A 13,509-nucleotide genomic window follows, 5' to 3' on the forward strand; every position below is an offset into this window, starting at 1 on the left:
CTTGACGTACGCGGAGGGGAAACGGTTGCCTCACGCTCCCTTACGAGTGAGCGTCGATCGCGAGTGTGAGCCGTCCGTTCGTCGAGTGGGATGCGCGCGCTGTCCCGGCGGCGCGCGCCTCAGGGTTGAGCCTCCCCGCGGATCACGGCGAGCACTCCATCCAGTTCGTCAGGCTTCACAAGAACGTCACGTGCCTTCGATCCCTCGCTCGGCCCCACGATGTTCCGCGACTCCATGAGGTCCATGAGCCGCCCGGCCTTCGCGAAGCCGACGCGCAGCTTGCGCTGGAGCATCGACGTGGACCCGAACTGCGTGGAAACGACCAGCTCAGCGGCCTGGCACAACAGGTCGAGGTCGTCGCCGATGTCCTCGTCGATCTCCTTTTTCTGCTTGGTCCCGACGGTGACGTCTTCCCTGAAGACGGGCGCCATCTGGTCCTTGCAGTGCTGGACGACCGCGTGGATCTCGTCCTCGGTGACGAACGCGCCCTGCATACGGGTGGGCTTGTTCGCACCCATCGGCAGGAAGAGCCCGTCGCCCTTGCCGATCAGCTTCTCGGCGCCGGGCTGGTCGAGGATGACGCGGCTGTCGGCGAGCGAGGAGGTGGCGAAGGCGAGCCGGGAGGGAACGTTTGCCTTGATGAGGCCGGTGACGACGTCGACCGACGGGCGCTGGGTGGCGAGCACCAGGTGGATGCCGGCCGCGCGCGCGAGCTGCGTGATGCGCACGATCGAGTCCTCGACGTCCCGCGGCGCGACCATCATCAGGTCCGCCAGCTCGTCGACGATGACCAGCAGGTACGGGTACGTCTTCAGCTCGCGCTCGCTGCCCTCCGGCGTCTTGAGCTTGCCGTCGCGGATCGCCTGGTTGAAGTCGTCGATGTGCCGGTACCCGAAGGCCGCGAGGTCGTCATAGCGCAGGTCCATCTCGCGCACGACCCACTGGAGCGCCTCGGCGGCCCGCTTGGGGTTGGTGATGATCGGCGTGATCAGGTGCGGGATGCCCTCGTACGCGGTCAGCTCGACGCGCTTGGGGTCCACCAGGACCATGCGCACGTCCTCGGGGGTCGCACGGCACATGATCGAGGTGATCAGGCAGTTGATGCAGGACGACTTTCCGGAGCCGGTGGCGCCGGCGACGAGGATGTGCGGCATCTTCGCCATGTTGGCCATGACGTAGCCGCCCTCGACGTCCTTGCCGAGCGCGACGAGCATCGGATGGTCGTCCTCGGCCGCGTCGGCGAGGCGCAGGACGTCGCCCACGTTGACCATCTCGCGGTCGGTGTTCGGGATCTCGATACCGACCGCGGACTTGCCGGGGATGGGCGAGATGATCCGGACGTCCGGGGACGCGACGGCGTAGGCGATGTTCTTGGCCAGCGCCGTGATCTTCTCGACCTTCACGGCGGGGCCGAGCTCGATCTCGTAGCGGGTGACCGTCGGGCCGCGCGTGAAGCCGGTGACGTTGGCGTCGACCTTGAACTCGGAGAAGACGTTCGACAGCGAGTCGACGACGGCGTCGTTGGCCGCGCTGCGCGACTTGCCGGGGCCGCCGCGCTCCAGCAGGTCGAGCGACGGCAGCGAGTAGGTGATGTCGCCGGAGAGCTGGAGCTGCTCGGCGCGCGGCGGGAGGTCGCGCGGGGCGTCGGGGGCGGACTTCGTCAGGTCGGGCACGCCGGCCTTGGCGGGCGCCGCCGCGGGCTCCGGAGCCGCCTCCACGGTCTCCTTCGCCGGCGTCTTGGCCCGTGCGGTCGGCACCGGCGCCGTGCGCTCCGGAGCGCTCTCCCGCTCCGTGGCGACCCCCTGGGTCAGATCGGCCACCAGCGGCGACGGCGGCATGCCGTGCAGCACGGCCCCGTCGAGCGCGGCAGCGGCCGCCGCGGCCACGTCGACCGCGTCCATGGGCCGCGTCACGACAGGCTGCACAGGGGTGCGCCGGGGCCTGCGCCGCTTGGAGAGCGCCTCCCGCTCCGCCTGGTCGGGGTCGTACGTCTCCGGGTCCGCCGGGCGCCGCCGGGAGCGCGCGGACAGGGACTCGCGCCACTGCTCGTCGTAACGCTCGTCGTCGTCCGGCACATCGCCGGCGCCGAGTACGTCGTCCTCGGGGTCCGGATGGACGACGCCGAGCTTCACGCCGAGCAGCCGCAGTCGCTGCGGAATCGCGTTCACCGGCGTCGCGGTGACCACGAGCAGCCCGAAGACCGTGAGCAGTACGAGGAGCGGTACCGCGAGCACTTCGCCCATGGTGAAGCTCAGCGGCGTGGAGGCGCCCCAGCCGATGAGCCCTCCGGCGTCCCTTATGGCCTGCATGCCGTCGGTGCGGGCGGGCGAGCCGCAGGCGATGTGGACCTGGCCGAGTACGCCGATGACGAGCGCGGACAGGCCGATCACGATGCGCCCGTTGGCCTCGGGCTTCTCGGGGTGCCGGATGAGGCGTACGGCGATACCGCCGAGCAGCAGCGGTACGAGCAGGTCGAGGCGGCCGAACGCGCCGGTGACGAGCATTTCGACGAGGTCGCCGACGGGTCCGCGCAGATTCGACCAGGTGCCCGCCGCGACGATCAGCGCCAGGCCGAGGAGCAGGAGTGCGAGGCCGTCCTTGCGGTGCGCCGGGTCGAGCCCTTTGGCGCCGCGCCCTACGCCGCGGAACATCGCGCCCACGCTGTGCGCGACGCCCAGCCAGAGCGCACGCGAGAGCCGGTACACGCCCCCGGTGGGGCTGGGCGCGGGCATCGGTGCGGGCTTCTTCGCCGCGGCTTTCCTCGGGGGCGCCTTCTTCGCCGCGGGCTTCCTCGCGGGCGCCTTCTTGGCAGGGGCCTTCTTCGCCGGAGCCTTGGTCGGCGCGGCCGCCTTCTTCGCGGGCGTCTTCTTGGCTGCGGGACGTGAGGCCATGGGTGTGAGGTTACCGGTGGAGGCCACTGCGGACACGTGTGCCTACTGCTTCACCCGTCCGTGTCGCGGATCGGTGTGCCCGGAGGTGACGCTTCCTCAAATAGCGGGCTGCCGCTCAGGTCTGCGACGGAAGTGACGGTGCACCACTTCCCGTGCCGGGCTCCAGGGCGTCAAGAGCGCGGCGCAGTCCGGTGAGTTTGCGCTCGAGATGAGCGGCCGTGGCGACCGCGGCCGCGTCCGCCGACTCGTCGTCGAGCTGCTTCGAGAGCGCCTCGGCCTGCTCCTCAACGGCCGCGAGCCGCGCGGAGAGTTCGGCCAGCAGCCCGGCCGGCTCCTTCGCGTCGCCGACGTCGGACTTCCCGCCGCCCTCCAGCTGGAGCCGCAGCAGTGCTGCCTGCTCCCGCAGTTGGCAGTTCTTCATGTACAGCTCGACGAAGACGGAGACCTTCGCGCGCAGGACCCACGGGTCGAACGGCTTCGAGATGTAGTCCACCGCACCGGCCGCGTACCCACGGAACGTGTGGTGCGGGCCGTGGTTGATGGCCGTGAGGAAGATGATCGGGATGTCGCGTGTCCGCTCACGGCGTTTGATGTGCGCCGCCGTTTCGAAACCATCCATTCCCGGCATCTGAACATCCAGCAGAATGACCGCGAAATCGTCCGTGAGCAGCGCTTTGAGTGCTTCCTCCCCGGACGATGCCCGCACCAGTGTCTGATCGAGCGCGGAGAGGATGGCCTCCAGCGCCAGCAGATTCTCCGGCCGGTCATCGACCAGGAGGATCTTGGCCTTCTGCACCATGGCCCGCCCTCCTCGCCCCGGCATGGGGCCGCCCCTGTCCGCAGGACTTGGCACGGCTCCGGAAGCCGCCCCAGAGGGCGACTCCCTTGCGTCGCCCGTCCTTGTGCCGGTCATGGTAGCCGCACCCCGCCCGTCGCCACACCCTGTCACCGCGATGTCACTGTGCACGTAGCACAAACGCAGTGGGAGACCAAAAGGTTCCCCGGATACCACGCTTCTACACGGCTTCGGCCATACTCGGTCAACAACTGCTCAGTAACGCACACCGCCCCGGTCACTCCCCGCGCATCCACTGCTCCATCACCGTCAGCAGATGATCCGGATCGACCGGCTTCGTGACGTAGTCGGAGGCCCCGGACTCGATGGCCTTCTCCCTGTCGCCCTTCATCGCCTTCGCCGTCAGCGCGATGATCGGCAGCCCGGCGAACTGCGGCATCCTGCGGATCGCCGTCGTCGTCGCGTAACCGTCCATCTCCGGCATCATGATGTCCATCAGAACGACCGTCACATCGTCGTGCTGTTCGAGGACCTCGATCCCCTCCCGGCCGTTCTCCGCGTACAGCACGGCCAGACCGTGCTGCTCCAGGACGCTGGTGAGCGCGAAGACGTTACGGATGTCGTCGTCGACGATGAGCACCTTCTCGCCACCGAAGAGGAACGCGCGGCGCTCCTGCGGCGCCCCTTCCTGCCCGGTCCCCGCCCACTGCTCCTGAGCGCGGCCCTGCGCGGGCGCCACCGGCGCCTGCTGCCCGGGCTGTCCCGGCAGCGCCGGCCGCTGTTCGGGCGCGGCCACCTGCTTGCGGCGCCGCCTGAAGAGCGCGGCGGGACCGTGCTGGGTGTCCTGGTACGACCTGACCTCCGGCGGCATCGACGCCTCGGTCGGCCTGGCACCCTCCAGCGGCACGGCATACATCCCCGGCTCGATGGAGGGCGCGAGCTGCGGGTAGCCCTGCGGCGGCAGTTCGCTCGCGTGCAGCGGCATGTACAGCGTGAACGTGGAGCCACGCCCCGGCTCGCTCTGCGCGTGGATCTCACCGCCGAGGAGCCGCGCGATCTCACGGCTGATGGACAGGCCGAGGCCCGTACCGCCGTACTTGCGACTCGTCGTCCCGTCGGCCTGCTTGAACGCCTCGAAGATCACCCGCATCTTGCTGGACGCGATGCCGATGCCGGTGTCGGTCACGGAGAAGGCGATGAGGTCGCCGTCCGCCTCCCGCAGGGAGCCCGCCTCCAGGAGCTGCTCACGGATGGCGTTGGGCACGTCCGCGCTCGCCGGCCTGATGACCAGTTCGACGGCTCCGGAGTCGGTGAACTTGACCGCGTTGGACAGCAGGTTGCGCAGCACCTGGAGCAGGCGCTGTTCGTCCGTGTGGAGCGTCGCGGGCAGTTCGGGCGAGACCCGTACGGAGAAGTCGAGGCCCTTCTCCGCGGTCAGCGGGCGGAAAGTGGCCTCCACGTAGTCGACGAGTTGCACCAGTGCGATGCGGGTCGGCGACACGTCCATCTTGCCCGCCTCGACCTTCGACAGGTCGAGGATGTCGTTGATCAGCTGGAGCAGGTCGGAACCGGCGCCATGGATCGTCTCGGCGAACTCGACCTGCTTCGGGGTCAGGTTCGAGTCCGCGTTGTCGGCGAGCAACTTGGCCAGAATCAGCAGGGAGTTGAGTGGCGTACGCAGCTCGTGCGACATGTTCGCCAGGAACTCGGACTTGTACCGCATGGAGACCGCGAGCTGCTCGGCACGCTCCTCCAGGACCTGCCTGGCCTCTTCGATCTCGGTGTTCTTGACCTCGATGTCGCGGTTCTGCTGGGCGAGCAGCTCGGCCTTCTCCTCCAGCTCCGCGTTGGACTCCTGAAGCGCCTTCTGCCGGTTCTCCAACTCGGCCGACCGCTCACGCAGTTGCTCCGTGAGCTCCTGCGACTGCTTGAGCAGCACCTCCGTCTTGGTGTTGACGGAGATGGTGTTCACGCTCGTCGCGATCATCTCGGCGATCTGGTTCAGGAAGTCCTTCTGGATCTGCGTGAACGGCTGGAACGTCGCCAGCTCGATCACCCCGAGGACCGTCCCCTCGAAGAGCACCGGCAGCACGATGACGTGTGCGGGCGGCGCCTCCCCGAGCCCGGAGGCGATCTTCAGATAGCCCTGCGGCACGTTCTCCACGAGGATCGCGCGCTTCTCCTGGGCCGCGGTCCCGATGAGCGTCTCTCCGGGCCGGAAGGACGTCGGCATGGACCCCATCGAGTAGCCGTAACTGCCGAGCATGCGCAGCTCGTACGCGTCCTCGGGCGCGCCACCGGCCTCGGCCTCGTCCGTCGGCAGCGCCAGGAAGAACGCGCCGTGCTGGGCGGAGACGACCGGCGTCAGCTCGCTCATGATCAGCGAGGCGACGTCCTCGAGGTCGCGGCGGCCCTGCATCAGGCCGGAGATACGGGCCAGGTTGCCCTTCAGCCAGTCCTGCTCCTCGTTGGCGACCGTGGTGTCGCGGAGGTTGGAGATCATCTTGTTGATGTTGTCCTGCAGCGCCTGGATCTCGCCCGCCGCGTCTACGTCGATCTTGAGGTTCAGGTCGCCGCGGGTCACCGCCGTGGCGACGGCCGCGATGGCGCGCACCTGACGGGTCAGGTTCCCGGCCATCTCGTTCACGGACTCGGTCAGGTCGCGCCAGGTGCCGTCGACGTCGCGCACGCGCGCCTGGCCGCCCAGCTGGCCTTCCGTACCCACCTCGCGGGCGACCCGGGTCACCTGCTCGGCGAACGAGGACAGCTGGTCCACCATCGTGTTGATGGTCGTCTTGAGTTCGAGGATCTCGCCGCGGGCGTCGATGTCGATCTTCTTGGTCAGGTCGCCCTTGGCGATGGCGGTCGTGACCATCGCGATGTTGCGGACCTGTCCGGTCAGGTTCGACGCCATGCCGTTCACGGACTCGGTGAGGTCCTTCCACGTACCGGAGACTCCCGGGACGCGGGCCTGCCCGCCGAGGATGCCGTCGGTGCCCACCTCGCGGGCCACCCGGGTCACCTGGTCGGCGAACGAACTCAGCGTCGTCACCATGGTGTTGACCGTGTCCGCGAGCTGCGCGACCTCACCGCGCGCCTCGACCGTGACCTTCTTGGTGAGGTCTCCGTTGGCGACGGCCGCCGCGACCTGCGAGATGTTGCGCACCTGGCTGGTCAGGTTGTTGGCCATCAGGTTGACGTTGTCGCTGAGGTCCTTCCAGATGCCCGTGACGCCCCGCACACGCGCCTGGCCGCCCAGCTGGCCCTCCGTGCCCACCTCGCGGGCCACGCGGGTCACCTGCTCGGCGAACGACGACAGCTGGTCCACCATCGTGTTGACGGTCGTGACGAGTTCGAGGATCTCGCCCTTCGCGTCGACGGTGATCTTCTTGGACAGGTCGCCGCGGGCGACGGCCGTGGTGACCTCGGCGATGTTGCGCACCTGAAGGGTCAGGTTGTTGGCCATGCCGTTCACGGACTGCGTGAGGTCCTTCCAGGTGCCGGAGACACCCTGGACCTCGGCCTGCCCGCCGAGGATGCCCTCCGTACCCACCTCGCGGGAGACCCGCGTGACCTGCTCGGCGAAGTTCGAGAGCTGGTCCACCATCGTGTTGAGGGTGTTCTTGAGCTCCAGGATCTCGCCGCGCGCGTCCACGTCGATCTTCTGCGACAGGTCACCGCGCGCCACCGCCGTGGCGACCTGCGCGATGTTGCGCACCTGGGCGGTGAGGTTGCCGGCCATGCCGTTCACGGAGTCGGTCAGATCGCGCCACACACCGGCGACGCCGGGCACCTGCGCCTGACCGCCGAGCCGGCCCTCCGTACCCACCTCGCGGGCCACCCGCGTCACCTGGTCGGCGAACGCGGAGAGCTGGTCGACCATCGTGTTGATGGTGTTCTTCAGCTCGAGGATCTCGCCGCGCGCGTCCACGTCGATCTTCTGCGACAGGTCACCCCGCGCCACCGCCGTGGTCACCTGCGCGATCTGGCGCACCTGCGAAGTCAGGTTCCCCGCCATGAAGTTGACGGAGTCGGTGAGTTCCTTCCAGGTGCCGGACACGCCGTCCACGCGCGCCTGACCGCCGAGGCGGCCCTCGGTACCCACGTCACGCGCCATGCGCGTCACCTGGTCGGCGAACGAGGACAGCTGGTCCACCATCGTGTTCACGGTGTTCTTCAGCTGGAGCATCTCGCCGGACACGTCGACGGTGACCTTCTGCGACAGGTCGCCGTTGGCCACCGCCGTCGTCACCTGCGCGATGTTGCGGACCTGGCCCGTCAGGTTGCGGAACGCCGTGTTGACGGAGTCCGTCAGGTCCTTCCACGTACCGGCCGCGCCCTGGACGTGCGCCTGGCCGCCCAGCTCACCCTCGACACCGATCTCCCGCGCCACGCGCGTGACTTCGGAGCCGAACGCGGACAGCTGGTCCACCATCGTGTTGACAGTGTTCTTCAGTTCGAGCATCTCGCCGGCGACGTCGACGGTCACCTTCTGCGAGAGATCACCGTTCGCCACCGCCGTCGTGACGGTCGCGATGTCACGCACCTGAGTGGTCAGGTTCCGGAAGACCGTGTTCACCGAATCGGTGAGGTCCTTCCACGTACCCGCCGCGCCCGGCACATTCGCCTGGCCGCCGAGCTGCCCTTCCGCACCGACCTCGTTGGCCACACGCGTGACCTCGTCGGCGAACGTGCGCAGCGTCTCGGTCATCTGGTTGATCGTCTCGGCGAGCTGGGCGACCTCGCCACGTGCCGACACCGTCACCTTCTGCGACAGATCACCGTTGGCGACCGCCGTCGTGACCTGCGCGATCCCACGCACCTGGGCCGTCAGGTTGCCGGCCATAAGATTTACGGAATCGGTGAGGTCCTTCCACACACCCGCCACACCAGGCACCTGCGCCTGGCCGCCGAGCTCGCCCTCCGTGCCCACCTCGCGGGCCACCCGGGTCACCTCGGAGGAGAAGGAGGAGAGCTGGTCCACCATCGTGTTGACGGTGTTCTTCAGTTCGAGCATCTCGCCCGCGACATGAACCGTGACCTTCCGGGACAGATCGCCCTTCGCCACCGCGGTCGTCACGAGAGCAATGTCACGCACCTGAGCCGTCAACCGGTACGCCATCGTGTTGACCGAATCCGTGAGATCCTTCCACGAACCGGACATACCGCGCACCCGGGCCTGACCGCCGAGCTTGCCCTCCGTGCCCACCTCACTGGCCACCCGCGTGACCTCGTCGGTGAACGTCGACAGCTGGTCCACCAGGTTGTTGACCGTGCGCCCGACCTTGAGAAACTCGCCCCGCAGCGGATGACCGTTGCCGTCCGGCACCTGCGAGCGCAGCTCCATGCGCGGCGACAGATCACCCTCGGCGACCGCCGTGAGCACCCGTCCGACCTCGGAGACCGGGCGCACGAGGTCGTCGACCAGGGCATTCGAGGCGTTGATCGCCGCGGCCCACGAGCCCTCACAGGCGCCCGTCTCCAGCCGCTCGGTGAGCTTTCCCTCCCGCCCGACCATCCGCCTCACCCGCGACAACTCGCCGGTGAGGTGCAGATTCCGGTCCGCGACCTCGTTGAAGACCGCCGCGATCTCGGTCATGAGGCCGTCGCCCGACACCGTGAGGCGCTTGCGGAAATTACCGTCCCGCATCGCCACAAGCCCGGCGAGCAGTCTGTTCAGGGCGGCGGTATCCACCGCCGTGGTCCCATTGCGCGGTTTACGCTGTTTCGCCAGGGACTGTCCGCCCTTCGCGCGCGTATTCGTGCCTCGCGACGCTGCGCCAGACTCCACTGTGTCCCTCCCGCAAGGGTCGGCCGTACTGCTCGGATAGCTCGGATTGCTCGGGTTCTCTTCGGAATCCTGCCCAGTGTTTCACCATGGCGGAACCAGGCCATAACAGTTCGGCAGCTTCGCACACCGTCCGCACACCCTCCCGGGCGGAAACACTGGTGACCGGCATCCGCATGGACGGCGAAGGTAAGTAACCTTGCATGCGGCTGTCCACCCACCCCGGTCCGCCCGGCCAGGGCGGTGGGCACGAGGACGACGGGCATCGGAGGGGGCGGCCGCGCCATGAGTTCGGGAGACCTGGGCGTCGAGACTTGTACGACTGATACAGGGAGTTCTGTGATCACCGCCCGCGCGGCTGCCACCTTCGAACCCGTCGGGCGGTCCGTCGCGACCGCCCGCGCCTTTGTGCGCGACACCCTCCAGGGGTGGGGCTTCCCCGACATCATCGACGACGCGGTCGTCCTGACCAGCGAGCTCGTGACGAACGCCGTCGTGCACGCCGGCACCTCCGCGGAGGTCCTGTGCCTGCGCACCGACGACGGCGTACGCATCGAGGTCGCCGACCGCTATCCGGAGCGCGAGATCCCGCTCCAGCAGTCCGCGATCAACATGGGCAGCCCCGACCGCGAGGGAGGCCGCGGCCTCCAGCTCTGCGCGGCCCTCGCCACCCGCTGGGGCGTCGACTACACGCCGACGCACAAACTCGTCTGGTTCCAACTCGCCCTTCCCCAGCGTTCGGTGGGAACCCGCACCGCGGGCCCCGCCCTCCCCACCGACCTTCTTCCGCTCGCCGACGGCAGAGTACGGGTCGCCGTCGTCCAGATCGACCGCACGGGAGCCGTCGCCGCCTGGAGCGAAGACGCGGAGCACCTCTTCGGATACGTCGCCGAACAGGTCATCGGTAAACCCCTCACCGACTTCGCGGCCTGGCCGCACACCCCCGGCACGAGCACGGGAATCGCCGACGCGCTGCAGTTCTCACGCTGGGAGGGCAGTTACGGCATCCGCGGCGCCAACGGCCGCGTGACGCCCGTCTACGCCTCACATCTCCGCGTCCGCGACGCGGGCGGCGAACCCTCCACGGTCTGCCTCCTGGTACGCGACCACGAGCGCGCAGTCCTCCAGACCCCGCTGCGCGGCCAGACCACCTCGGAGACCGGCACGCTGTCCGAGGGCAACGCGTCCGACCCGTTCCAGGTCTTCATCGGCTCACCCGCCCCCGACGACCTCGACGGCCTGCTCCAGCGCACGGTCGAACGCGCCCGCGACATGCTCGACGGCGACTCCGCCTTCCTGCTCCTCGCGACCGACGACGAGACCGAGCTGGAGGTCCGCGCCTCCACGGGCCTGCCCTCGGCCCGCCAGCGCTTCGCCCGCGTCCCCGTGGAGGTCGGCCCCGGCCGCTACGGCTCCGCCCGCATGCCGGCCGTTCACGAGGACCTCACGGTCATCCCCGGCGCCGTCCCGCTTCTCAACGGCACGGGCATGCGCTCGGTCGTCACGGTCCCGCTCAAGGTCGAGGGCCGTCTCACCGGCTCCCTCGGCGTCGCGGCCGAGGCACCGGACCGCTACTCGAACGAGGAGGCCCTGCGCCTCCAGTTCGCCGCCGACCGCATCGCCCTTGCCGTCGAGTCGGCCCGCCTCGGCGAGCTCGAGAAGCTCCGCCGCGGCTCCCTCAGCTTCCTCGTCGAGGCCTCCGACCTCCTCGCCGGCACCCTCGACCGCGACCAGACCCTGGCCCTCATGGCCCAGATGACGGTCCCGACGCTCGCCACCTGGTGCGCCGTCTACACGATCGCCGACCAGTCCTCGGAGCCCTACCTCTCGTACGTTCTGCACGAGGACGAGGAGCGCATCGACGGCCTCAAGGCGCTCCTCTCCAAGATCGCCCCGCCGGACCCGGTCCCCACCCCCGGAGCCCGCGTCTGGGCGGCGCCCGCAGAGGCGGCCCACCAGGCGGCTCTACGGACGTCCATGCGCAGCCTCGGCCTCGGCGCACCGTCGAGCGTCAGCTCGGGCATCGGCACGACCCTCGCGACGGCTGCCGCGGTCGGCGGCGAGACGGTCGTCCTCCCCCTGGTCGCCCGCAACCGCGTCATCGGCATGCTCACCCTCGGCAAGCCGTCCGACGAACACTTCCGCCAGGAAATCCTGGAACTGGCCGAGGACTTGAGCCGCCGCGCCGCGCTCGCCCTGGACAACGCGCGCCTCTACTCGGAGCGCATGGCCATCAGCCAGTCCCTGCAGCGAAGCCTGCTCCCTCCGGAGCTCCCCCACATCCCGGGCGTGGAGGTAGAGGTCATCTACCGCGCGGCCGGCGAAGGCAACGAGGTGGGCGGCGACTTCTACGACCTGTTCCCCATCCGCGACGGCGCCTACGGCTTCGCCATCGGCGACGTCTGCGGTACGGGCCCGGAGGCCGCGGCAGTGACCGGCCTGGCCCGCCACGCCCTGCGCCTCCTGGCCCGCGAGGGCTTCGGCGGCCCCGCGGTCCTGGAGCGCCTGAACGCCGCCATCCTCGACGAGGGCGCCCGCAGCCGCTTCCTCACGCTCCTCTACGGCGAGTTGTGGCCGCAGGAGGACGGCTCGGCGGTCCTGAAGATGGTGTGCGCCGGCCACCCGCTCCCCTTGCGCCTACGCCAGGACGGCACGGTCGAGCCGTACGCGGAGCCGCAGCCGCTCCTCGGCGTCATGGAGGATCTGGAGCTCTACGAGCAGACGACGACGCTCGACCCGGGTGACGTCCTCCTCTGTGTCACGGACGGGATCACCGAGCGCCGTGAAGGCACTCGCATGCTGGGCGACGACGGCCTGGCGGACGTCCTGACGACCTGTACGGGCCTGACGGCCGGCGCGGTGGCGGCGCGCATCATGCGCGCGGTGGAGCGTTTCGCGTCTGACGCCCCTTCGGATGACATGGCCATCCTGACGATGCGCGTCCCGGAACTCCAGAAGGACTGAGGGTCACAACGCAAAAGGCCTCCGCCCGAAAGGGCGGAGGCCTTTATGTCTGAGCCCCCAAGCGGAATCGAACCGCTGACCTTCTCCTTACCATGGAGACGCTCTACCGACTGAGCTATAGGGGCCTGTTGCTTTCCCGGGGTTTCCCCCGCAGCAACGGAATTAAGCATACCCGAACTTCAGCTCGGCTCGAACCGCCCCGCCTGCGCGTCAGAAAGCAGGCTGCAGCAGCCCACCGAGCGCATTGCACGCGGAGGCGACCCTGTGCAGCTCGCGCCGCGACAGCGTGGCACTGACGGGCAGCGCCAGCGTCTCGTCGGCGGCCCGCTCGGTCTCCGGCAGCCCGACGTCGCGCCGGAACTGCGGCAGCCGGTGCACGGGCGTCTTCACCGGCACGCGGCAGTCAATTCCCCTGGCTCGTATGGCGTGTGCGAAGGCGTCCCGGTCGGGGCGCCCGTTGCCGGGCACTCGGACGACGTACTGCTGGTAGGTGTGCCGATCGCTCCCGGCGGGTGTCCGCACGCCGCTGAGCCGCGCGTTCAGATAGCCGGCGTGCGCCCGCCGCTGGGCGAGCCCGTCGAGCGGCTGCTCCGACTCGCCCTGCTCCAGGACGAGCAGCCCACGCCGCCCACCGATTTCCCGAAGGCGCGCGACATCGGCCGGCTGCCCGAAGCGGTGTACGGCGATGATGGCCGCGGTGTGTGCGCTGACTCCGGCCTCGACCGAGGCGGGGGCGAGGCAGTATGTGTCCGGGTCGATGTCCGCGAACACGGGTCTGGCACCAGCCAGTTCGACGGCCTGCGCGACCTCGACGTTTCCGTAGGCGGGCACGATGACCTCGTCACCGGCTCCGATGCCGGCAGCTCTCAGCATTGCAACTGTCCCCATGACACGGGATGTTGGCTGCGCAACGTGAACGACAAGTGACGCAAAACAAAAAAGAGCTGGTCCCTGAACCGAAGTTCAGGGACCAGCTCTTCAAAATTAGTTCGGCGGCGTCCTACTCTCCCACAGGGTCCCCCCTGCAGTACCATCGGCGCTGTGAGGCTTAGCTTCCGGGTTCGGAATGT

The 13,509-nt window shown here is 69.0% G+C and carries 5 protein-coding genes, 1 tRNA gene and 1 rRNA gene; 1 reads left to right on the plus strand and 6 read right to left on the minus strand.

What is annotated here, in order from left to right; translation table 11 throughout:
- Positions 1–119: 119 nt before the first annotated feature.
- The 3 genes from ACIPWY_RS38235 to ACIPWY_RS38245 form a co-directional block, all read right to left on the minus strand.
- Positions 120–2,891, minus strand: a complete 2,772-nt coding sequence (locus tag ACIPWY_RS38235; RefSeq protein ID WP_393706084.1) for a DNA translocase FtsK — start codon at positions 2,889–2,891, stop codon at positions 120–122.
- A 115-nt stretch (positions 2,892–3,006) separates the two neighbouring features.
- On the minus strand, positions 3,007–3,690 hold the full coding sequence (locus tag ACIPWY_RS38240; protein WP_362909221.1) for a response regulator: 684 nt from the start codon (positions 3,688–3,690) through the stop codon (positions 3,007–3,009).
- 274 nt (positions 3,691–3,964) lie between these two features.
- A complete protein-coding gene (locus ACIPWY_RS38245) occupies positions 3,965–9,478 on the minus strand; it encodes a HAMP domain-containing protein (protein ID WP_362909219.1) in 5,514 nt (1,837 codons plus the stop codon).
- A 336-nt stretch (positions 9,479–9,814) separates the two neighbouring features.
- Here ACIPWY_RS38245 and ACIPWY_RS38250 point away from each other — a divergent pair, with 336 nt between their 5' ends.
- Positions 9,815–12,439, plus strand: coding sequence for a SpoIIE family protein phosphatase (locus tag ACIPWY_RS38250; RefSeq protein ID WP_362909217.1), 2,625 nt, complete (start codon positions 9,815–9,817; stop codon positions 12,437–12,439).
- Positions 12,440–12,491: 52 nt separating this feature from the next.
- Here the strand turns inward: ACIPWY_RS38250 and ACIPWY_RS38255 are convergent.
- From ACIPWY_RS38255 to rrf, 3 genes are all read right to left on the minus strand, one after another.
- Positions 12,492–12,564: transfer RNA gene (locus ACIPWY_RS38255), tRNA-Thr, on the minus strand.
- Between the two features lie 85 nt (positions 12,565–12,649).
- On the minus strand, positions 12,650–13,312 hold the full coding sequence (locus ACIPWY_RS38260; RefSeq protein ID WP_362909333.1) for a DegT/DnrJ/EryC1/StrS family aminotransferase: 663 nt from the start codon (positions 13,310–13,312) through the stop codon (positions 12,650–12,652).
- Between the two features lie 114 nt (positions 13,313–13,426).
- Positions 13,427–13,509, minus strand: a 5S ribosomal RNA gene (gene rrf / locus ACIPWY_RS38265); the annotation flags it as partial.

This window comes from Streptomyces sp. NPDC090032 (assembly GCF_044748025.1).
In the GTDB taxonomy this organism is placed as follows: domain Bacteria; phylum Actinomycetota; class Actinomycetes; order Streptomycetales; family Streptomycetaceae; genus Streptomyces.

Excerpts from the sequence above, each read along its gene's own strand:
- ACIPWY_RS38240 (WP_362909221.1), bottom strand. The coding sequence starts at position 3,690 with ATGGTGCAGAAGGCCAAGATCCTCCTGGTCGATGACCGGCCGGAGAAT.
- ACIPWY_RS38260 (WP_362909333.1), bottom strand. The coding sequence starts at position 13,312 with ATGCTGAGAGCTGCCGGCATCGGAGCCGGTGACGAGGTCATCGTGCCC.
- ACIPWY_RS38235 (WP_393706084.1), bottom strand. The coding sequence starts at position 2,891 with ATGGCCTCACGTCCCGCAGCCAAGAAGACGCCCGCGAAGAAGGCGGCC.